21 protein-coding genes are annotated in these 20,942 nt (G+C 73.2%); 12 read left to right on the top strand and 9 right to left on the bottom strand.

The features are described 5' to 3' along the window. Window positions 1-97 precede the first annotated feature (97 nt). The gene (msrA, locus tag ACERUJ_RS07075) at window positions 98-739 is read right to left on the bottom strand and encodes a peptide-methionine (S)-S-oxide reductase MsrA (RefSeq protein WP_370247785.1); all 642 of its coding nucleotides are present in this window, start codon (window positions 737-739) and stop codon (window positions 98-100) included. 113 nt (window positions 740-852) lie between these two features. Between msrA and ACERUJ_RS07070 the strand changes: the two genes are divergently transcribed. The 4 genes from ACERUJ_RS07070 to ilvA are packed head-to-tail and all read left to right on the top strand — an operon-like array spanning window position 853 to window position 6,016. Then, window positions 853-2,016, top strand: coding sequence for a cystathionine gamma-synthase (locus tag ACERUJ_RS07070; protein ID WP_370247784.1), 1,164 nt, complete (start codon window positions 853-855; stop codon window positions 2,014-2,016). Continuing rightward, entirely contained in the window at window positions 2,013-3,425 is a 1,413-nt protein-coding gene (locus ACERUJ_RS07065; RefSeq protein WP_370247783.1) for a glutamate mutase L, read from the top strand. Before ACERUJ_RS07070 ends, ACERUJ_RS07065 begins: the two co-directional genes overlap by 4 nt. Before the next feature lie 9 nt (window positions 3,426-3,434). Then, the gene (locus ACERUJ_RS07060) at window positions 3,435-4,796 is read left to right on the top strand and encodes an AI-2E family transporter (RefSeq protein WP_370247782.1); all 1,362 of its coding nucleotides are present in this window, start codon (window positions 3,435-3,437) and stop codon (window positions 4,794-4,796) included. Continuing rightward, entirely contained in the window at window positions 4,793-6,016 is a 1,224-nt protein-coding gene (gene ilvA, locus ACERUJ_RS07055; RefSeq protein ID WP_370247781.1) for a threonine ammonia-lyase, read from the top strand. Before ACERUJ_RS07060 ends, ilvA begins: the two co-directional genes overlap by 4 nt. A 13-nt stretch (window positions 6,017-6,029) precedes the next feature. Here the strand turns inward: ilvA and greA are convergent, their stop codons facing one another. Next, window positions 6,030-6,539 carry a transcription elongation factor GreA gene (gene greA, locus ACERUJ_RS07050; RefSeq protein ID WP_370247779.1) on the bottom strand — a complete coding sequence of 170 codons (510 nt, stop codon included), beginning with the start codon at window positions 6,537-6,539 and terminating at the stop codon, window positions 6,030-6,032. Window positions 6,540-6,709: 170 nt separating this feature from the next. After that, window positions 6,710-7,129, bottom strand: coding sequence for a DUF4307 domain-containing protein (locus tag ACERUJ_RS07045; RefSeq protein ID WP_370247778.1), 420 nt, complete (start codon window positions 7,127-7,129; stop codon window positions 6,710-6,712). Window positions 7,130-7,154: 25 nt separating this feature from the next. Between ACERUJ_RS07045 and mca the strand changes: the two genes are divergently transcribed. The 4 genes from mca (at window position 7,155) to ACERUJ_RS07025 (ending at window position 11,597) form a co-directional block, all read left to right on the top strand. Beyond that, window positions 7,155-8,048, top strand: a complete 894-nt coding sequence (gene mca, locus ACERUJ_RS07040; RefSeq protein ID WP_370247776.1) for a mycothiol conjugate amidase Mca — start codon at window positions 7,155-7,157, stop codon at window positions 8,046-8,048. 70 nt (window positions 8,049-8,118) lie between these two features. Further along, a complete protein-coding gene (locus tag ACERUJ_RS07035; protein ID WP_370247775.1) occupies window positions 8,119-8,430 on the top strand; it encodes a hypothetical protein in 312 nt (103 codons plus the stop codon). Window positions 8,431-8,496: 66 nt separating this feature from the next. Continuing rightward, window positions 8,497-10,077, top strand: coding sequence for a GMC family oxidoreductase (locus ACERUJ_RS07030; protein ID WP_370247773.1), 1,581 nt, complete (start codon window positions 8,497-8,499; stop codon window positions 10,075-10,077). Beyond that, window positions 10,074-11,597 carry an aldehyde dehydrogenase family protein gene (locus ACERUJ_RS07025; RefSeq protein ID WP_370247772.1) on the top strand — a complete coding sequence of 508 codons (1,524 nt, stop codon included), beginning with the start codon at window positions 10,074-10,076 and terminating at the stop codon, window positions 11,595-11,597. Before ACERUJ_RS07030 ends, ACERUJ_RS07025 begins: the two co-directional genes overlap by 4 nt. Window positions 11,598-11,679: 82 nt before the next feature. Here ACERUJ_RS07025 and ACERUJ_RS07020 read toward each other — a convergent pair whose 3' ends face one another. From ACERUJ_RS07020 to ACERUJ_RS07010, 3 genes are all read right to left on the bottom strand, one after another. After that, entirely contained in the window at window positions 11,680-12,048 is a 369-nt protein-coding gene (locus tag ACERUJ_RS07020; protein WP_370247771.1) for a thioredoxin family protein, read from the bottom strand. A gap of 37 nt (window positions 12,049-12,085) precedes the next feature. Continuing rightward, window positions 12,086-12,814 (bottom strand): hemolysin III family protein, encoded by a 729-nt coding sequence (locus ACERUJ_RS07015; protein ID WP_370247770.1) that lies wholly within the window; start codon window positions 12,812-12,814, stop codon window positions 12,086-12,088. A 124-nt stretch (window positions 12,815-12,938) separates the two neighbouring features. After that, the gene (locus ACERUJ_RS07010; protein WP_370247769.1) at window positions 12,939-13,862 is read right to left on the bottom strand and encodes an AIM24 family protein; all 924 of its coding nucleotides are present in this window, start codon (window positions 13,860-13,862) and stop codon (window positions 12,939-12,941) included. Between the two features lie 114 nt (window positions 13,863-13,976). Between ACERUJ_RS07010 and ACERUJ_RS07005 the strand changes: the two genes are divergently transcribed. From ACERUJ_RS07005 to ACERUJ_RS06995, 3 genes are all read left to right on the top strand, one after another. Beyond that, the gene (locus ACERUJ_RS07005; RefSeq protein ID WP_370247768.1) at window positions 13,977-14,750 is read left to right on the top strand and encodes an isoprenyl transferase; all 774 of its coding nucleotides are present in this window, start codon (window positions 13,977-13,979) and stop codon (window positions 14,748-14,750) included. A 436-nt stretch (window positions 14,751-15,186) separates the two neighbouring features. Then, window positions 15,187-16,509, top strand: coding sequence for a PhoH family protein (locus ACERUJ_RS07000; RefSeq protein ID WP_370247767.1), 1,323 nt, complete (start codon window positions 15,187-15,189; stop codon window positions 16,507-16,509). A gap of 195 nt (window positions 16,510-16,704) precedes the next feature. Next, window positions 16,705-17,427, top strand: a complete 723-nt coding sequence (locus ACERUJ_RS06995; RefSeq protein WP_370247766.1) for a lytic transglycosylase domain-containing protein — start codon at window positions 16,705-16,707, stop codon at window positions 17,425-17,427. Window positions 17,428-17,448: 21 nt separating this feature from the next. Here the strand turns inward: ACERUJ_RS06995 and ACERUJ_RS06990 are convergent, their stop codons facing one another. Further along, complete coding sequence (locus tag ACERUJ_RS06990) at window positions 17,449-18,135, bottom strand: class I SAM-dependent methyltransferase (protein ID WP_370247765.1); 687 nt, start codon at window positions 18,133-18,135, stop codon at window positions 17,449-17,451. Then, on the bottom strand, window positions 18,132-19,538 hold the full coding sequence (locus ACERUJ_RS06985) for a class II fumarate hydratase (RefSeq protein WP_370247764.1): 1,407 nt from the start codon (window positions 19,536-19,538) through the stop codon (window positions 18,132-18,134). The genes ACERUJ_RS06990 and ACERUJ_RS06985 overlap by 4 nt, the downstream gene beginning before the upstream one ends. Before the next feature lie 48 nt (window positions 19,539-19,586). Here ACERUJ_RS06985 and ACERUJ_RS06980 point away from each other — a divergent pair, with 48 nt between their 5' ends. Beyond that, a complete protein-coding gene (locus ACERUJ_RS06980; protein ID WP_370247763.1) occupies window positions 19,587-20,171 on the top strand; it encodes a hypothetical protein in 585 nt (194 codons plus the stop codon). 89 nt (window positions 20,172-20,260) lie between these two features. Here ACERUJ_RS06980 and ACERUJ_RS06975 read toward each other — a convergent pair. Beyond that, a partial coding sequence (locus ACERUJ_RS06975) for an HNH endonuclease (RefSeq protein WP_370247762.1) occupies window positions 20,261-20,942 on the bottom strand: 682 nt, incomplete at its 5' end.

Here is a 20,942-nt window from a genome sequence, read left to right as displayed (position 1 = left end):
AGACCCGGCGCGAGCACGCGTGGCGTCCGCGCGCTGGTGCCCCCCGAGGGTTGTCGCTGAGGGCGTCGGACGGCGGCCGGCGCCGCTCGGGCGGTCGTCAGGCGGTCTGGGGGAACTTCACGCCGGTGTTCGCGTGGCAGCGGTAGCCGAAGGGGTTCTTGGCCAGGTACTGCTGGTGGGCGTCCTCGGCGTAGTAGTAGGGCCCGGCGGGGGCGAGCTCGGTGGTGATCGTGCCCAGGCCGCGACGCTCCAGCTCGGCGCCGTAGACGGCCGTCAGCTCCCGGGCCACCGCCTCCTGCTCCGGCGTGGTCCAGTAGATGCCCGAGCGGTACTGGGTGCCGACGTCGTTGCCCTGGCGCATGCCCTGGGTGGGGTCGTGGATCTCGAAGAACTGCTTGACCAGGTCGGCGAAGGTCACGACCGCGGGGTCGAAGACGATCCGCACGGCCTCGGTGTGTCCGGTGCGGCCCGTGCAGACCTCCTCGTAGGAGGGGTGGGGGGTGTAGCCGCCGGTGTAGCCCACCGAGGTCGACCACACGCCCTCGCGCTGCCAGTAGATCTCCTCCGCACCCCAGAAGCAGCCCAGGCCGAAGATCGCGACCTCGAGGCCGGCCGGCACCTCCTCGGCCACCACGGGCGTGCCGAGGACGACGTGCTTCGCGGCGCGGCGGAACGGGTCGGTGTCGCGACCCGGGAGGGCCTTGTCGGGGTCGATCATGGTGGTCTTGCGCGAGAACATGACTCCATTCTGACGCGCCGCGCCCACAACACCAGCCCCCGAGGCGTCCGTCACCGACCCGTCACCGATCCGCCACCGCCGGCGACGTCGAGGTGCCGCACTAGGCTCGTGCGGTGACCCATCACCACGACCACGAGGGCCAGGGGTTCGAGACGCGTGCGATCCACGCCGGCTACGAGCCCGATCCCACCACCGGCGCCGTCATCCCGCCGATCTACGCCACCTCCACCTACGCCCAGGACGGCGTCGGCGGGCTGCGCAACGGCTACGAGTACAGCCGCTCGGCCAACCCCACGCGCACCGCCCTGGAGGAGACCCTGGCGGCGCTGGAGGGCGGCACCCACGGCTTCGCCTTCGCCTCCGGGCTGGCGGCCGAGGACACCCTGGTGCGCAGCCTGTGCGTGCCCGGCGACCATGTCGTGCTGCCCAACGACGCCTACGGCGGCACCTACCGCCTCTTCGCCAAGGTCGAGGCCGCCTGGGGCGTCGAGCACACCTCCGCCCCGGTCGACGACGTCGACGCCGTGCGCGCCGCGATCCGTCCGGGCCGCACGAAGCTGGTGTGGTTGGAGACCCCCACCAACCCGCTGCTCTCGATCGGCGACATCGAGGCGCTGGCCGGCGTCGCCCACGAGGCCGGCGCGCTGCTCGTGGTCGACAACACCTTCGCCTCCTCCTACCTGCAGCAGCCGCTCGCGCTCGGCGCCGACGTCGTCGTGCACTCCACCACCAAGTACGCCGGCGGCCACTCCGACGTCGTCGGCGGGGCGCTGGTCGTGCGCGACGCCGCCCTGGCCGAGCGGATCGGCTTCCACCAGAACGCCATCGGCGCGGTGGCGGGTCCCTTCGACGCCTGGCTGACCCTGCGTGGACTCAAGACCCTGGCGCTGCGCATGGAGCGGCACTGCGACAACGCCGAGCAGGTCGTGCAGCTGCTCAGCAGCCACCCCGACGTGGTGCAGGTGATCTACCCCGGACTGCCGGAGCACCCCGGCCACGCGGTCGCCGCCCGCCAGATGCGGCGCTTCGGCGGCATGGTGTCCTTCCGCGTCCGCGGCGGGGAGGAGCAGGCGCTCGCGGTGTGCGAGCGCACCCGGATCTTCACCCTCGGCGAGTCGCTGGGCGGGGTCGAGTCGCTCATCGAGCACCCCGGCCGGATGACCCACGCCAGCGTCGCGGGCACCGACCTGGAGGTGCCGGCCGACCTCGTGCGCCTCAGCGTCGGCATCGAGACCGCCTCCGACCTGCTGGCCGACCTCACCGCTGCACTCGGGTGAGCGGCACGCCCCCATCCGCCGAGCGACTCGTCTGCGTCGACGTCGGCTCGACCTTCACCAAGGCGCTGCTGATCGACCTCGGCCACCCCGCCTCGGGCGCCGGTGCCCGCGTCCTGGCCGCCACCGAGCACCCCACCACGATCGGCACCGACGTGCTCGACGGCGTCGACGCGTGCGTGCGCGCCCTGGACGCCGTGGGACTGCCGGTGGTCGCCTCCTCCAGTGCGGGCGGGGGTCTGCGGATCGCGGTCGTGGGCAACGAGGACCTCGTCACCGCCGAGGCCGGGCGCCGGGTCGCGCTCTCCAGCGGCGGCACGGTCGTGGCGGTGCTCGCCGTGGCGGGTGCGGAGGTGCCGCTCGCCGCACGCACCGCGGCCGACCTCGCCCGGCCCGACGTCGTGCTCCTGGTCGGCGGCACCGACGGCGGCAACCCCGCGCCCCTGCGCGAGGCGGCCGCCTGGCTGGCGGGCTGCGGGTGGCGAGGACCGGTGGTGCTCGCCGGTAACGCCGAGGCCGCCGCAGAGGTCGCCGAGCTGCTCACCGCCGCGGGGCTGCCGGTCACCACGGCCGCCAACGTCGTGCCCCGCATCGGGGTCCTGCAGCCCGAGCCGGCGCGCCGCGCGGTGCGCGAGGTGTTCCTGCGCCACGTCATCGGCGGCAAGGGACTGTCCTCCCGCGAGGACGGCGCGGCGTTCGTGCGGCTCGTGCGCGGCGCCACCCCCGACGTCGTGCTCAGCGGGGTGGAGGTCCTGGCTGCGGGGAGTGCGGGCGGTGCCGGCGTGGTCGTGGTCGACCTCGGCGGCGCCACCACCGACGTGCACTCCGTGGTGACCCTCGACCCCGAGGACGGCGCCCTGGCCCGCGACGTCGTCGCCCCGACCGCGGCCACCCGCACCGTCGAGGGCGACCTCGGGATGCGGTGGTCGGCCCCCGCCACCGTGGCGGCGGCCGAGGGCCCCGACGATCTCGTAGAACCCGCTGCCCGGCGTGCGGCCGACCCCGGCTTCCTGCCCCTCACCGAGGCCGAGCACGAGGAGGACGAGCGGATCGCCGGCCTCGCGGTGCGGCTGGCGCTGCGACGGCACGCCGGCCGGGCGCGCGTCGTCGTCGGCCCGGGCGGCCGGGTCGTGGAGCGCACCGGCACCGACCTGCGCGAGGTGGGGCTGCTCGTGGCCTCCGGCGGTGTGTTCCGCCACGGCCTGCCCGGCGTCCCCGCCCGGGTGCTGGCCGCCAGCCTCACCACCGACGCCGACGACGGCTGGCTGCTGCCCCGGCGCGCCGCGGTGGTCGTGGACGAGGTGCACGTGCTCGCCGCCGTCGGTCTGCTCGCCGAGACCGCGCCGGAGGCGGCGGCCGCCCTCGCCGGCGGCCTGCTCGCCGGGGCCGCGGGAGTCGCGCGCGATGCTTAGGCTGAGGCCGTGACCGACTCCCACGAGCGAGCACCCCAGCCCCCCGCCCCGGCCGTCCCGGACCCGCCCCGGGTGGACCTGGTCAAGCGGTCCTCGATGACCCGCGAGCACGACCGGCTCAGCGCGCGCATCGCCGCCCAGGTGGCCGCCCACTGGGCGGTCGTGCGCGAGGAGCGCGACGAGCGGCGTCACCGCCCCGAGCCGCGGATCCCGCTCGGCTCCTCGAACTTCAGCCGGGCCGAGGTGCCGTGGGGCCTGGACCTCGCCGCGGCCTGGTCCTGGCGGGTCATCGTCATCGGCGTCGCCGGCTACGTCGTGCTGCGCCTGCTCAGCTTCTTCTCGGTCATCACCCTGCCGCTGGCCATCGCGCTGCTCCTGGCGGCCCTGGCCACCCCGGTCGTCGCGCTGCTGCGCCGCGCGCGGGTGCCGCGCCCGCTCGGCGCGCTGGGGGTCGTGCTCGTCGGGTTCGCCGCCGTCGTCGCGCTGCTCACCTTCGCCGGCCAGCAGGTCGCCACCGGCGCCGCCGACCTGGCGCAGTCGGTGGCCGACGGGCTCCAGCAGATCCGGACCTGGCTGCAGGAGGGGCCGCTGCACGCCAGCGACTCCCAGATCCAGGACTACCTCCAGCGCGCGGAGGACGCCCTCACGACCACCGCCACCGACGGCGACGTCGTCGGGCAGCTCGGTGCGATCGGCGCCACGCTCGGCAACGTCGTGGCGGGTCTGTTCGTCACGCTGTTCGCCACCTACTTCTTCCTCGCCGACGGCGACCGGATCTGGGCCTGGGTGGTGCGGCTGGCGCCCCGGGCCGCCCGGGAGCGGGTGGACTCCTCCGGTCGGGTCGCCTGGATCTCCCTCACCCACTTCGTGCGCGCCACCGTGGTCGTGGCGGCCGTCGACGCGATCGGCATCATGATCGGCGCGGCGATCCTCGACGTGCCGTTCGTGCTGGCCATCGGGGTGCTGGTCTTCCTCGGGGCCTTCGTGCCGATGGTGGGGGCCTTCGTGGCCGGCTCGGTGGCGGTGCTGGTGGCGCTGGTCGACGGCGGCCCGGTCGTGGCGCTGATCATGCTGGCGATCGTCGTCGGCGTGCAGCAGCTCGAGGCGCACGTGCTCCAGCCCTTCCTCCTCGGGCGGTGGGTCTCGGTGCACCCGCTCGGGGTGATCCTCGCGATCGCCGCGGGCCTGCTGGCCGGCGGCGTGGCCGGCGCGCTCATCGCCGTGCCGCTGGTGGCCTCCCTCAACGCCGTGTGCCAGCACCTGGCGGGCGAGCCGGACGCCCGGGTCGACCCCCGCCGCGAGCTCGACGCCGACTACGCCGAGGACCGCACGGCCAGCGCCGTGCCCGAGCCCCGACCGGAGCCGGTGTGAGCACCGTGCTGGGCCTCGACGACGTCCGCGCGGCGCGCGAGGTGCTGCGCGACGTCGCCATCTGCACGCCGATGGAGGAGTCGCGCTGGCTCTCGACGCTGGTCGGCGGTCGGGTGCTGCTCAAGTGCGAGAACCTCCAGCGCACCGGCTCGTTCAAGGCCCGTGGGGCGTTCGTGCGCATCAGCCGGCTCAGCCCCGCCGAGCGCGAGCGCGGCGTCGTGGCCGCCTCCGCCGGCAACCACGCCCAGGGCGTGGCGCTGGCCGCGCAGGTGCTCGGCATCCGCGCCACCGTGTTCATGCCCGAGGGGGCCCCGATCCCCAAGGAGCGCGCCACCCGCGGCTACGGCGCCCAGGTGCGCTTCCACGGCCGCTACCTCGAGGACGCCCTCGCCCGGGCCCGCGAGTTCGCCGCCGAGACGGGCGCGGTGCTGATCCACCCCTTCGACCACCTCGACGTCATGGCCGGCCAGGGCACGGTGGGCCTGGAGGTGCTCGAGCAGGTGCCCGACGCCGCGACGGTGCTCGTGCCGTGCGGCGGCGGGGGACTGCTGGCCGGCATGGCGGTGGCGATCAAGGCGCTGCGCCCCGACGTCCGCGTGGTCGGGGTGCAGGCCGCCGGCGCCGCCGCCTACCCCGGCTCGCTCGCGCAGGGCGCCCCGGTGGCGCTGCCCCAGATGGCCACGATGGCCGACGGCATCGCCGTCGGGCTGCCCGGCGACCTCACCTTCGCCGCGGTGCGCGACCACGTCGACGACATCGTGCTGGTGAGCGAGGACGCCCTCGCCCGGGCGGTGCTCGCGCTCGCCGAGCGGGCCAAGATGGTGGTCGAGCCCGCGGGCGCCGCTGCCGTCGCCGCCCTGCTCGAGCGCACGCCCGGCCTGCTCGCCCCCGAGGCCGGCCCCACCGTCGTCGTGCTCTCCGGGGGCAACGTCGACCCGCTGCTGCTGGGCAAGATCATCGCCCACGGCATGGCCGCCGCCGGCCGCTACCTGAGCCTGCAGGTGACGGTGCCGGACCGTCCCGGCGCCCTGGCCGGCCTGCTGGCCGACGTCAGCGCCGTCGGGGCGAACGTGCTGGAGGTCGCCCACGAGCGCCGCTCGCCCTCGCTGCACCTGGACGAGGTCCAGATCCGGCTGCAGGTCGAGACGCGCGGGTCCGCCCATGCCGAGGCCCTGCTCGCGCGGCTGCGCGGGCAGGGCCTGACGGTCGTCGCGTCCTGAACGACGCGCGGGGTCAGCCGCCGAAGGGCTCGGCGGCCAGGATCTCGACCTCGAAGGTGCGGCCGGCCTCGGTGGTGTAGCTGACGACGTCGCCGGCCTTCGCGCCGATGATGGCCGAGCCGAGGGGCGACTGCGGCGACCACACCTGCAGACCGCCGGCGGCGTCCTCCATCTCGCGCGCGGCCAGCAGGAAGGTCTCGGCCTCGGCGTCGTCGTCGCCGACGAACTTGTAGGTGACCTTGGTGCCGGGGGCGATGGTGCCGTCGCTCGGGGCGGCCTCGCCGACCTCGGCCTTCTCCAGCATGGCCTCGAGCTGCCGGATGCGGCCCTCGAGCTTGCCCTGCTCCTCACGGGCGGCGTGGTAGCCGCCGTTCTCCTTCAGGTCGCCCTCGTCGCGGGCGGCGCTGATGCGCGCGATGATCTCCTGGCGGACCGGACCCTTGAGGTTCTCCAGCTCCTCGGTGAGCTTGTCGAAGGCCTCCTGGGTGAGCCAGACGGTGTCCTGCTCGGGGGTCTGGGTCATGGCGGTGCTCCTGGTTCTCTGGGGTCCACGGGTGTCCCTGGCCGTGGCGTGCCTCGACGGGTGCGGGCGGGGGAGGTCCCCCCGGTGACCGCGGATCGTCGCGAGCAGCAGGCTCAGCGGGACGACGTGCGAAAGGTCGAGACTAGCAAAGCGGCGGTCCGGGGGCCGGGTCAGCGGGGTCGGGGCTGACCCGCGGCGGTGCAGCCGATCAGCTCGACGGCCGTGGCACGCCGCTCGGTGGCGATCTCCACCGAGATCCGCGAGGGGTCACCCGGTCGCGGGGTGACGGTCAGGCTGCCGACCAGGGTGTGGTCGGCGGCGCGGGCGTCGAGCCGGCACGCGACGTCGGTGGCGTCGGGCTGGAGGTCGACCGTGAAGCTGGCGGTCACCCGACCGTCGTCGACGACGTCGAAGACCAGCTCGCCCGAGGCCGCGGCGGGCGCGGACTGGCCGAGCACCACCCACACCAGCCAGCCGAGGAAGGCGACGGCGAGGACCACCACCCCCGCCAGCAGCCCGCGACGGCGGCCACGGGATGGCGTGCCGTACCGCGAGGCCAGGGGGTCGGCCGGGGTCACAGGGGTGCTCACAGCACCCGATTCTAGGATGGGGCCCATGACGCAGGACCCTCCGCACGCCCCCTCCCGCACGGGGCTGCGGCTCATGCACGTGCACGCCCACCCCGACGACGAGTCCAGCAAGGGCGCGGCCTCCACGGCCAAGTACGTCGCGCAGGGCGTCGACGTGCACGTCGTCACGTGCACCGGCGGCGAGCGCGGCTCGGTGCTCAACCCCAAGATGGACCGGCCCGACGTGCTGGCCAACATCACCGAGATCCGCCGGCAGGAGATGGAGCGTGCCCGCGACATCCTGGGGATCGCCCAGGACTGGCTCGGCTTCGTCGACTCCGGCTGGCCCGAGGGCGACCCCAAGCCGCCGCTGCCGGAGGGCTGCTTCGCGCTGGTGCCGCTGGAGGAGTCGGTGGGGCGGCTGGTGCGCCTGATCCGCAGCTTCCGTCCGCACGTGCTGACCACCTACGACGAGCGGGGCGGCTACCCCCACCCCGACCACATCCGGTGCCACGAGGTGAGCGTCGCGGCCTTCGAGGCCGCCGCCGACCCGACCGCCTACCCCGAGGCCGGCGAGCCGTGGCAGGTGCTCAAGCTCTACTACCACCACAGCTTCAGCTACGGGAAGATCACCGCCCTGCACCAGGCGATGCTCGACCACGGCCTGGAGAGTCCCTACGCCGAGCGGCTGGAGAACTGGACGCGGGAGCCGGAGTGGGAGGACCGCATCACCACCCGGGTGCCGTGCTCGGAGTACTTCGGGGTGCGCGACCAGGCGCTGCTGGCCCACGCCACCCAGATCGACCCCGACGGCTTCTGGTTCTCGATCCCGCGCGAGCTGCAGGCCTCGGTGTGGCCCACCGAGGACTACGAGCTCGTGCGCAGTCACGTCGACTCCGTGGTGCCCGAGGACGACCTGTTCGCCGGCATCACGCCCTGATCACGCCCGGGGCTGGTCCTGAGCCCGCCCGGGGCTGGGGCGCCGCCACGGGGTGAGGGACACTGGAGGCATGACCGTGATCGACCTCCTGCTGCTCTCCGCCGCCGACCCCGTGCCGAAGGAGGAGGACGTCGTCGCCGGGTGGACGGCGTTCGCCCTGTTCGGGATCGGCATCCTCGCGGTCGTGGTGCTGGGCTTCAGCCTGGTCAAGCGGCTCAAGAACGTCGACGCCGCCGCGGCGGCCGGCAAGTACGACCCCTCCACCCCCAAGCCGCAGCGCGGCCGACCCGCGCGTGGCCTGGCGGCGGTGCGCGAGCAGCGGGCGGCGGAGGCGGCGGCGGCCGAGGCCGGCGACCCGGGCGACCCCCGCGAACCGAACTGACACACAGGCTGGACATCTTGTCCAGATCCCTGGTCGGGGGTGGCGCGGGGCGCTAGTGTTCCGGACGTGACACAGGACACGTTCGACTACGTCGTGATCGGTGCCGGGAGTGCGGGGGCGGTGGTCGCCGCACGGCTCACCGAGGACCCCGCCGTCTCGGTCCTGCTGCTCGAGGCCGGCCCCGCGCCGGACATCGACGAGGTGGCCATGCCGGCCGGCTTCCCGGCCATCGTGCGCACCAAGTGGGACTGGAACTACTGGACCACCGAGCAGAAGCACCTCCACGGCCGCCGCGCCTCCTGGCCCCGGATGAAGTCCCTGGGCGGCTGCTCGGCGATGAACGCGATGATCTACATCCGCGGCAACCGGGTCGACTTCGACACCTGGCGCGACTCCTACGGCGCCACCGGCTGGGGCTACGACGACGTCCTGCCCTACTTCGTCAAGGCCGAGGCCAACACCCGCCTCGGCGGTCCGTTCCACGGCCGCAGCGGGCCGCTGACGGTCGAGGACCGTCGGTTCACCCATGACGTCACGACCGCCTTCGTCGACAGCGCGGTGTCCTATGGCCACCCCGCCACCGACGACTTCAACGGTGCCCGCCAGGAGGGCGTGGGCGAGTACCAGGTGACCTGCCGCGACGGTCGCCGCTGGTCCACCTACGACGCCTACCTCAAGCCGGCCATGGGCCGCCCGAACCTGACGATCACCACCGACCTGCTCGTCACCGGGGTGGTGCTCGACGGCGAGCGCGCCACCGGCGTGCGGTTCCGGCAGGGCGGCGCCGAGCACGTGGTGCACGCCCGCACCGAGGTGATCCTCTCGGCCGGGGCGATCGGCAGCCCGCAGCTGCTGATGCTCTCCGGCATCGGCCCGGCCGCACACCTGGCCGAGCACGGCATCGACGCCAGGGTCGAGCTCGCCGGCGTCGGGGCGAACATGCAGGACCACCCGTTCGTGCCCATGGTCTTCCACACCACCGGCACCGAGGACCTCGCCGACGCCAACACCCTGGGCAACTTCCTGCGGTGGAAGACGCGGCGCCAGGGTCCGCTCACCTCCAACGTCGCCGAGACCGGCGGCTTCTGGCACACCCGCGACGGCCTGCCCGCGCCCGACATGCAGGCCCACGCCATCGCCACCGGCCTGTTCGGCGACGGCATGAACGAGCCCCACCACCGGATGACCACCGTGCTCGCCACGCTGGTCGACGTGCACAGCCGCGGCCACATCCGGCTGCGCTCGGCCGACCCCACCTGGCACCCCGAGATCGAGGCCGCCTACTACGACGACCCGATCGACCTCGACGCGATGCTCGCCGGCTGCCGCCGGATCTTCGACATCTGCGGCCAGGGCCGGATCGCCTCGATGATCGACCGTCCGCACGAGCTGTCCACCACGCCCAGCGACGACGACGTCATCGAGTACATCCGCCGGCACACCCAGACCACCTACCACCCGACCTCGACGTGCGCCATGGGCAGCGGCGAGGATGCGGTCGTGGACCCCGAGCTGCGCGTGCGCGGCGTCGCGGGTCTGCGCGTGGTCGACGCCTCGGTCATGCCGACCGTCGTCCGCGGCAACACCAACGCCCCCACCATCATGGTCGCCGAGAAGGCGGCCGATCTCATCAGGAGCGCCCGATGACCACCACGCCCGAGAAGACCGGCACCTTCGCGTCCCTCGACCCCCGCACCGGTGACGTCGTCGCCACCCACCCGATCCACTCCGCCGAGGACGTCGCGGCCGCGGTCATGCGCGCCCGCGAGGAGTCCGCGTGGTGGATGGCGCTGTCCTTCGAGGAGCGCGCCGAGCACCTGCTGACCTGGAAGGGCGTCGTCACCCGGCGCATGCAGCAGCTGGCCGACCTCATGCACCGCGAGACCGGCAAGCCCCACGGCGACGCCGCCCTCGAGGTGGCCCTGGCCATCGACCACCTGCACTGGGCGGCCACGCACGCCAAGAAGCACCTCGACCGGCGCCGGGTGCCCTCGGGCCTGCTCATGGCCAACCAGGCCGCCTCGGTTGCCTACCGGCCGCTGGGGGTCATCGGCGTGATCGGGCCGTGGAACTACCCCGTCTTCACGCCGATGGGCTCGATCGCCTACGCCCTGGCCGCCGGCAACGCCGTGGTGTTCAAGCCCTCCGAGTTCACCCCGGGCGTGGGGGAGTGGCTGGCCCGCACCTTCCTCGAGGCCGTGGGCCGACCGGTGTTCAGCGTCGTCACCGGCCTGGGCGACACCGGCGCCGCGCTGTGCCGCGCCGGCGTCGACAAGGTCGCCTTCACCGGCTCCACCGCCACCGGCAAGCGCGTCATGGCGGCCTGCGCGGAGACCCTGACCCCGGTGGTCATCGAGGCCGGCGGCAAGGACGCCGTGATCGTCGACCACGACGCCGACCTCGACGCCGCCGTCGAGGCCTCGCTGTGGGGTGCCTGCGCCAACGCGGGCCAGACCTGCGCAGGCGTCGAGCGCGTCTACGTCCACGAGCTCGTCTACGACCAGTTCGTCGCCCAGCTCGCCGCCGCGGCGAAGGAGCTGCGCGCCACCGACTCCGCCGACTCCCCGATCGGCCCGATCACCATGCCCAAGCAGCTGGAGATCATCCGGTCCCACATCGCCGACGCCCTCGCGCGCGGCGGCCGGGCGCTGGTCGGCGGCACCGACGCCGTGGGCGACCGGTTCGTGCAGCCCACCGTGCTCGTCGACGTCCCCGAGGACTCCCTCGCGGTCACCGAGGAGACCTTCGGCCCCACCGTCACCGTGCGCAAGGTCGCCACGGTGGAGGAGGCCATCGAGCTCACCAACCGCAGCAAGTACGCCCTGGGCTCGACGGTGTTCTCCAAGGCGCGCGGCATGGAGATCGCCGAGCAGGTCCGCTCCGGCATGACCGCCATCAACGGCGTCATCACCTTCGCCGCCGTCCCGGCGCTGCCCTTCGGCGGCGTCGGCGACTCCGGCTTCGGTCGCATCCACGGCGCCGACGGCCTGCGGGAGTTCACCTACCCGAAGGCGATCACGCGGCAGCGGTTCAAGCCGGCCCTGGCCCTGACGACGTTCAAGCGCACCGCCAAGGCCGACCAGCAGCTGATCTCGATGATGACGATGATGCACGGGCGCGGCACCACGCTGCCGAAGGCGATGAAGCCGCGGCGCGGCGAGCGCTGAGCGCCCCGAGCAGCTCGATCACCACGACGGGCGGGTGGGACCTGCGGGTCCCGCCCGCCCGTCGTGCCGTCACGACGTGCGGCTACTGCTGACCCTGCTGCTCGGCGACCTGGCGGCGCACGTCCTCCATGTCCAGGCCCCGCACGCCCTCGATGAGCTGCTCCAGGCCGGCGGGCGGCAGCGCGCCGGCCTGCCGGAACACCAGGATGCCGTCGCGGAACGCCATCAGCGTGGGGATCGAGGAGATCCCGGCGGCGCCCGCCAGCTCCTGCTGCTCCTCGGTGTTGATGGAGCCGAAGGTGATGTCGGGATGGGTCTCGCTCGCCGCCTCGTAGGTGGGCGCGAACTGCTGGCACGGCCCGCACCAGCTGGCCCAGAAGTCGACGAGGACGATGCCCTCGCCCTCGACGTGGGAGGCGAAGTTGTCGGCGGTCAGCTCGATCGTGGCCATGGCCCCAACCTAGCCCGCCGCCGGGTGGCGGAGCGGATCAGCGCAGGGAGTAGGTGACCAGCGAGACGGCGACGTAGTGGCTCACGAACGCCACCACGGTGAAGCTGTGGAACACCTCGTGGAACCCGAAGGTGGTCGGCCAGGGGTTGGGGCGCTTCACGCCATAGACCACGCCGCCGAAGGTGTAGAGCGCGCCGCCGGTGACGATCAGCACGAACGCCGCGATGCCGATGCCCACCCCGAGCCGGGTGGCGCCGTCGTAGAAGGAGGGGATGAAGAAGACCGCCGCCCAGCCCAGCGCGATGTAGATCGGCACGTAGAGCCAGCGCGGTGCCTCGGTCCAGAACACCCGGAACCCGACGCCGAGCAGGGCGCCGGCCCACACCACGGTGAGCAGCACGACCTGGGAGGTGCCCTCCAGCAGGATGATCGAGAACGGCGTGTAGGAGCCGGCGATCAGCAGGAAGATGTTGGCGTGGTCGAAGCGGCGCAGGAACGCCCAGACCTTCGGTGACCACGTGCCGGTGTGGTAGACCGCCGAGACCCCGAACAGGAGCAGGGCGGAGGCGGTGAACAGCGCCGAGCCGATCCGGGTCTCGGTGGTGGGGGACAGGCAGATCAGGACGATGCCGGCGGCGAGCGCCAGCGGCGCGGTCACGAGGTGCAGCCAGCCGCGCAGCCGGGGCTTGACCTCGTGGAACTTCGCGCTCACCGATTCCATGCCCGCTCGGACGGCCTCGTTCGCGTGCTGCAGCGCGTCGCTCATGGCCTGAATGGTACGGGGCACGACGACGCCCGCGGACCGGACGGTGCCGATCCGCGGGCGTCGAGCCGTTCACCCCCGCAGGTGAGAGCGGCCTCACCCCGGGGGAGGGCCCGCTCCGTGCGGGTCAGGCGGTGGCGGTGGGGTAGCCCTCGGAGGGCTGCACGATCACGAACCCGTTGCCCGAGAACGTCACCTGGAACGCCTCGCCCGAGCCGCGACCGATGAGCGCACCGGCGCTGAAGCTGGAGTGGATGCCGGTCTGCAGGTGCGCCGACCACGCCACGATCGCGTCGGTGTCGGCGAAGGTCGGGGCCTCGGCGGCGTTGAGGACCACCGGCGCACCCTCGGTCGTGATCGCGCACCAGCCCGTGCCGCGCAGGGTGGTGTTGAACAGCCCGCCCGCGGCCATGCTGCCGCCCTTGACCCGCTCGATGTTGTGCTGGAGCGAGGAGGAGAAGGCCAGCACGTTGCCGCCGTTGATCGAGATGCCGCTGTTCTCCAGGTGCAGGATGTGCACGTCCTTGGCGGTGTCGGCGAGGAACACGTCCCCCTGGCCCTCCACGCGCATCAGCGCCAGGCCCTCGCCGGTGAAGGCCTTCTTCAGCACCCGGGCTGCGCCCTGGCTCTGGTAGGCGAAGTTGACGTTGCCCTGATAGGCCACCATCGCGCCCTGCTTGGCCATGAAGGGCTCGGTGAGGCGCACGCGCAGCATCTTGGAGTTTTGCAGGCTCGGGCCGGTGTCCTCGACCTCGGAGTAGCGGCCGTCGACCAGGTCGCCCTTGATGCCGGAGAACGGGTCGCCGCTGAACTGCTGCGCGGGCTGGGCCTGCTGGGCCTGCGGGGCGTACTGCTGGGCCTGCGGGGTCTGCTGGGCATACTGCTGGGCCTGCTGGGCCTGCTGGGCCTGCTGGGCCTGCTGGGCCGGGGCGGAGTCGACCGGGTCGACCGAGGTCTGCCCGGCGTCGCTGACGTGCTCGGTCCAGGTGGAGCCGTCCCAGTAGCGGAGCTCGTGCCGGCCGGTCGGGTCCGGGTGCCAGGCAGCGGTCATGGTGGTTCGTCCTTCGTGATCGGTCGGTCTGGAGGTGGTGCGGGCCCATCGTGCCACTGCAGCGCGGCATCGCGCGGCCCCGGAACCAGCGCCGCGTGCCTTACGATCGCCTGCGTGGCGGACTGGAAGAGCGCGGTGCGTCGGGTGGTCTACCCGGCGTACGAGGCGCGCATGCTCCGCCGGCTGCCCGAGAACATCCCGCACCACGTCGGCGTCATGCTCGACGGCAACCGACGGTGGGGGCGTGCGATGGGCGTCGACGCCGCCGAGGCCTACCAGGCCGGTGCCGACAACATCGTCCCCCTGCTCGGCTGGTGCGAGGAGGTGGGCATCGAGGTCGTCACGCTGTGGCTGCTGAGCACCGACAACCTCAACCGCACGGCGGCCGAGCTCACCCCGCTGCTCGACATCATCACCGCGGCGGTGGACCACCTCGCCGACCAGCGTCGCTGGCACGTGCACCCCGTCGGGGCCCTGGACCTGCTGCCCGACGACGTCGCCCACCGGCTCAAGCTGGCCGACGAGCGCACCACTGACGTGGAGGGCATGGTCGTCAACGTCGCCGTGGGCTACGGCGGCCGCCGCGAGATCACCGACGCCGTGCGGGCCCTGCTGCTCGAGCACGCCGCGCGCGGCACCACGCTGGAGGAGCTGGCGCACGCCCTCGAGGACGAGCACATCGCCGACCACCTCTACACCAAGGGCCAGCCCGACCCCGACCTCGTGATCCGCACCTCGGGGGAGCAGCGTCTGGGCGGCTTCCTGCTCTGGCAGAGCGCCAAGTCGGAGTTCTACTTCTGCGAGGCCTACTGGCCCGACTTCCGCCGGGTCGACTTCCTGCGCGCCATCCGCGCCTACACCCAGCGCGAACGCCGCTTCGGCACCTGAGGCGACCCGCCACCCCGCGAGAGGTGGTCCGTCGGGCGCGGGCGTCTCGTGACGCTCGCTGCGCTCGCTCCTCGACGACCGTGTTCCCGGTTGTTCGTCGAGGAGGCGCCCCAGCGCCGTCGCGAGACGCGGTGTTCCCGGCGGCGTCGTCACCGGGATGTCACGAGTTCGTCATCCGCCGGACCGGCGTGCCTCCCCGCCCCCGCGGTCGGGCGCGCCTAGTTTCGGTGCCAGTGGCGGGAGGGGAAGCCCGCCTCATCGGGAGGCCCGATCGTGACGATCCACGACCTATGCACCAGCGCCGGGGGCAGCGACGCCCCCGTGCTGGGCATGGGGCGCCGGCACTCCGGCGTTCGGGTTCCTGCCCGGTCCACCTGCAGCGACTGACAGGGACCGGGCGCGGAGTGCCCGCACGGTCCGGTGAAGGGGATACACCGTGACCGTTGTCGAGAGCCCGGCTCCCGTGCGCACCTACGTCGTCGACACCAGCGTGCTGCTGGCCGACCCGGGGGCGCTGCGCCGGTTCCACGAGCACGAGGTCGTCCTGCCGGTGGTGGTCATCACCGAGCTGGAGGGCAAGCGCCACCACCCCGAGCTCGGCTACTTCGCCCGGGCCGTGCTGCGCCAGCTCGACGACCTGCGCGTCGTGCACGGCCGCCTCGACGAGCCGGTGCCCGTCACCGACGAGGGCGGCACGCTGCGGGTCGAGCTGAACCACACCGACCCGACGTCGCTGCCCAGCGGCTTCCGCCTCGGCGACAACGACACCCGGATCCTGGCGGTGGCCCGCAACCTGGCCGACGAGGGCTGCGACGTCACGCTGGTGTCGAAGGACCTGCCGCTGCGCATCAAGGCCTCGGCGGTGGGGCTGGATGCCCAGGAGTACCGCGCGGAGGCGGTGAGCGACTCCGACACCGGCTACACCGGACTGGCCGAGCTCGACGTCACCACCGGCGACCTCGACGCCCTCTACGACGACGGCGTGGTCGATCTGCCGGAGGCGCGCGACCTCCCCTGCCACCAGGGCCTGGTGCTGCTCAGCGACCGCGGCACCGCGCTGGGCCGGGTCGGTGCGGACAAGCAGGTGCACCTGGTGCGCGGCGATCGCGAGGCGTTCGGCATCCACGGTCGCAGCGCCGAGCAGCGCATCGCCCTCGAGCTGCTCCTCGACCCCGAGGTCGGCATCGTCTCGCTCGGCGGTCGCGCGGGCACCGGCAAGTCGGCGATGGCGCTGTGCGCGGGCCTGGAGGCGGTACTCGAGCGCGGGCAGCACCAGAAGGTCGTCGTCTTCCGTCCGCTGTACGCCGTCGGCGGTCAGGAGCTCGGCTACCTGCCGGGCTCGGAGGCCGAGAAGATGTCGCCGTGGGCGCAGGCCGTCTTCGACACCCTCGGCGCGGTCACCAGCCGCGAGGTGATCGAGGAGATCCTGGAGCGCGGGATGCTGGAGGTGCTCCCGCTGACCCACATCCGGGGCCGCTCGCTGCACGACTCCTTCGTGATCGTCGACGAGGCGCAGTCCCTGGAGCGCAACGTGCTGCTCACCGTGCTCTCCCGCATCGGGGCGAACTCCAAGGTGGTGCTCACCCACGACGTCGCCCAGCGCGACAACCTGCGCGTGGGGCGCCACGACGGCGTCGTCGCGGTGGTCGAGAAGCTCAAGGGCCACCCGCTGTTCGCGCACGTCACGCTGACCCGCTCCGAGCGCAGCCCGATCGCGGCGCTGGTCACCGAGATGCTGGAGAACAACGTGATGCTGTGACCGGTCCGCGACCGTGATCAGCGGGGCGCGTGGGGTGGGTGGGACGACGCGGACGACGTCGTCGTGACCCCCCTCACGCGTCCCTCTCAAGTTTCCGACAAGACCCGACCGTTCGGTTTGCACAGGTCGCCGCCCGCCCTGCATGGTGGAGTCTTCGACCGCCGGACGACCGACGATCTCGAGGACCCCCCGCCTGTGACGCATCGCGCCAAGCACCACCCCAAGAACCCTCCGAAGCACGTCGCCAAGCACCGGGGCACCCCTGCCCACGCGCACCTGGCCGACAAGCCGAAGAAGGCGCTCGGCGCGACCCTGCTCATGTCCACCGTCGCGGTGGGCACCACCGGCGCCGCCGTGGCCGGGGGCGTGGCCCTCAGCGCCTCCCCGGAGTCGACGATCGCCACCGACTCCGAGCAGGTCGCGGTGCCCGCCAGCGCCATGCTCGCCGCGGCCGACGACGACCTCGTGGCCCGCATCACCGGCAGCCAGGACGGCGAGCGCGTGGGCACCGTCTCCCGCAGCGCCGACCGCCGCGCCTCCACCGACCCGTTGAAGTCCGCCGCGCTCGATGCCACCGCGCAGGGTCCCGCCGACTCCGGCTCCCAGGACCTCGCCGACGCCGACCCGCGCCTGATCGCCCAGGCGCTGCTCGGCGAGTTCGGCTTCGGGCTCGACCAGTTCGGCTGCCTCGACTCGCTCTACACCCGCGAGTCGGGCTGGAACCCCTACGCCGACAACCCCAGCTCCAGCGCCTACGGCATCCCGCAGGCCCTGCCGGGCTCGAAGATGGCCTCCGCCGGCGCGGACTGGGCCACCAACCCGGTCACCCAGATCCGCTGGGGGCTCGGCTACATCCAGGACCGCTACGGCAGCCCGTGCAGCGCCTGGGCCCACAGCCAGTCCCACGGCTGGTACTGAGGGCCCACCGGCCACCGGGGGTCAGCCGGCGGTGAAGACCGTGACGTGGCCGGCCACCTCGAGCTCGCCGTCGAACGGCGCCAGCCGCCAGTCGACGTCCTCACCGGTCGAGCGCAGGTAGGCCAGTGCGGCGGCACGGTCGGGGAACACCGCCCGCGTGGCGAGGTCGACCCGCACGACCTCGGCGAAGTGCCGGCGGAGGGCGGCCTCCCCGTTCTCGCTGCTGAAGCCGGTGACCAGCGGTGTCCCGCCGGCGGCGGTGCGCAGGGTCGCCGTGTGCCCGTCGCCGTTGGTGACCGCCACCAGCCGCCCGCCGGGCCGGATCACCCGGCGCAGGTCGGCGAGCGCGGCGTCGAGATCGGGCACGTGGTAGAGCATCCACAGCGCCGCCGCGGCGTCGACGGCGTCGTCGGGCAGGGGGAGTGCGCCGGCCTGCGCCACCTCCGCGCGCACACCGGTCGCCGCGGCGAGCTCGACCATGCGGGCCGAGGCGTCGGTGGCGAGGTAGTCGAGGCCGGGAGCGGCGTCGCGCACCCGGGCGGCGAAGGCCCCGGTCCCGCAGCCGATCTCGACCACCGTGTCGGGGGCGTCGGCCAGCAGGGCCTTGAGCGCCACCTGCTGCGGGTCGCGCCCGTCGGGCCCCGGTCGCCACACCGCGCGGCGCCGCAGCAGGTGCTGCTCGTCGGCGTACTGCTCCTCGACGTTCACGGGTGGGTCATCGCCTCGACGTCGAGGGCGGCGTCGAGGTCGGCGAGGCTGATCTCGCCGCGTTCGACGTGGCCCAGGTCCAGGACGGTCTCGCGGATCGTGCGCCCCGAGGCGAGGGACTGCTTGGCGATGCGGGCGGCGGCCTCGTAGCCGAGGTGGCGGTTGAGCGGGGTCACGACCGAGGGGGAGGACTCGGCGTAGCGGCGCATCCGCTCCCGGTCGGCCTGCAGCCCGTCGATGCAGCGGCGCGCCAGCAGGGGTGCGGCGGCCGCGAGCAGCCGGACCGACTCCAGCACGTTGCGCCCGATCACCGGCATCGCGACGTTGAGCTCGAAGGAGCCGCTGGCGCCGGCGGCGGTGACGGCGGCGTCGTTGCCCACCACCTGGAAGCACACCATGAGCACGGCCTCGGGGATGACGGGGTTGACCTTGCCGGGCATGATGCTCGACCCCGGCTGCAGATCGGGCAGGTGCACCTCGGCCAACCCGGTGGTGGGGCCGGAGCCGAGCCAGCGCAGGTCGTTGCAGATCTTGATCAGGCCCACCGCGATCGTGCGCAGTACGCCGCTGAGCTCCACCAGGGAGTCGCGGGTGCCCTGGGCCTCGAAGTGGTTGCGCGCCTCGGTGAACGGCTCGCCGGTGGCCCGGGCGAGCGCGGCGATCGTCGCCGCGGCGAACCCGGGCGGCGTGTTGATGCCGGTGCCCACCGCGGTGCCGCCCAGCGGGAGCTCGCGCACGCGGGGGAGCACCGAGGTCAGCCGCTCGACGGCGTACCGCACCGTGGCGGCGTACCCACCGAGCTCCTGGCCGAAGGTCACCGGCGTGGCGTCCATCAGATGGGTGCGCCCCGACTTCACGGCGTCGGCGTACTCCGCGGCCCGTGCCTCCAGGCTGGCGGCCAGCACCTCCAGGCCGGGGACCAGGTCGCCGGTCACGGCACGGGTGACCGCGACGTGGAGCGCGGTGGGGAAGGTGTCGTTGCTGGACTGGCTGGCGTTCACGTGGTCGTTCGGGTGCGCCGGTCCGTCGCCGGTGGCCGCCAGGGCGCGGGAGGCGAGGGTGGCGATGACCTCGTTGGCGTTCATGTTCGAGCTGGTGCCCGAGCCGGTCTGGAACACGTCGATCGGGAACTGGTCGTCGTGGGCTCCGGCGGCGATTTCCCGCGCGGCGGCCTCGATCGCCTCGGCGAGGGTCGGCGCGAGGATGCCGAGGGAGCCGTTGGCGGCCGCGGCGGCGGCCTTCACCTCCCCGAGGGCGTGGATCAGCGCGGGTTCGATCGGGGTGCCGCTGATCGGGAAGTTCTCCACCGCCCGCTGGGTCTGGGCCTGCCACAGCGCGGCGGCCGGGACGCGGACCTCCCCCATGGAGTCGTGCTCGATCCGGATGTCGTCGGCGGGACTCATGTCTCGAACCTACGCCGCCCCGGGGCCGGGCCCTGACAGACTCGGGCCATGGCGCAGTGGTTGGAGGACCTCAGCACCCTGCAGGTGCTGCTCCTCGTGCTCGGCATCGTCGTCGGTGGATCGATCGCGGCGGCCGTGCTCGGGGCGGTGCTCGTGCGGTTCGGCATGCGGCGTCCTGCGGTGGTGGAGCGCGCCTCGCTCGTGGCGGTGAAGCTGCTCGGGCTGCTCAAGCGGCCGCTCACGATCGTGGTGCTCGACGAGGTGGCGGCGGTGATCCAGACCGGTCACTACACCAAGAACATCTCCGATGCGATCATCGAGAACCACGTGGAGATCAAGGAGATGCTCGCCGAGAAGGTGCGCCGTGATCCGAACGTCAAGCTCGTGAGCCGGCTGCCGGGCTACGACACGGTCGTCTCGGAGGTCACCGAGACGACCATGCGCGTGTTGATCGACATGCTGGCCGATCCGCGCACGGACGAGCTGGTGAGCGACCTGCTGCGCAACAACCTCGAGCAGATCCGTCTCGCCGTGCGCGAGCGCGCCCACGAGGACGTCGCCCCCCACCGACCGCCCGACGAGATCAAGCACCCCGCCCCGGTGCCCGGCCAGCGCACCAAGCGACGCCGCTGACCCGAGCGTCGGGAGAGCAGCACGACAGGGCGGCACCCGGGGTGGGTGTCGCCTGTCGGTGCTGCTGGGCCGTTGTGCCGCTGCTCGGGTCAGTCGAGTGGGGTGGTGCCGGTGGGTCCGCGGAGGTAGCGGCTGCCGGACGGCAGGGTCCAGAGGTAGGACCTGCCGTCCTCTGTGGTGATCGGTTCGTAGGTCCAGCCGTGGTGGGTCTTGAGTCGGTGGTGGGTGCGGCAGAGCGCGGCGAGGTTCGCGGTCGATGTCGGTCCGCCCCTCGCGGGGTGGGCGTGGTCGAAGGGTTCGATGTGGTCGAGGTCGGCGCCGCGCGCGGAGTGCGTGCAGTAGGGGGCGACGCAGGTGCCGTCCCGCAGGATCACGGCTTCGCGGATGAGGGGGGTGGCTTCGTAGGCGTCGGTGTGTCGCACGGTGCCGGTGTCGAGGACGGGGCGGACGACGACTTTGGTGCCGGCGACACCGCACCAGCTCTTGATCTGGTCGAGGGTGACGGGGAGGCGGGTGTTCTCGAGTCGTCCGATGCCGGTGCCGGCTTCGAGGGCGGCCTGGGAGAGGTGGACGTAGAGGGTCAGGTCCCTGCGGTTCTTGGCTTCTTCGCTCGGGGCGCCGAAGTCGAGGGCGAGCTGCTTGCGGCCGAGCTCTCCGAGCGCCATGGACCGTCGGACCTCGAGGGAGTCCTCGCTACCGGCGGCCTTCAGGTCGGCGGCGACCTCGCCCAGGGCCCGGTCGAGGTCGAGGGCGTCGGCGGCATCGAGGGTC

It is taken from the genome of Nocardioides sp., assembly GCF_964228225.1.
GTDB lineage: Bacteria > Actinomycetota > Actinomycetes > Propionibacteriales > Nocardioidaceae > Nocardioides.
This window is presented reverse-complemented; position numbering and strand designations above follow the sequence as displayed.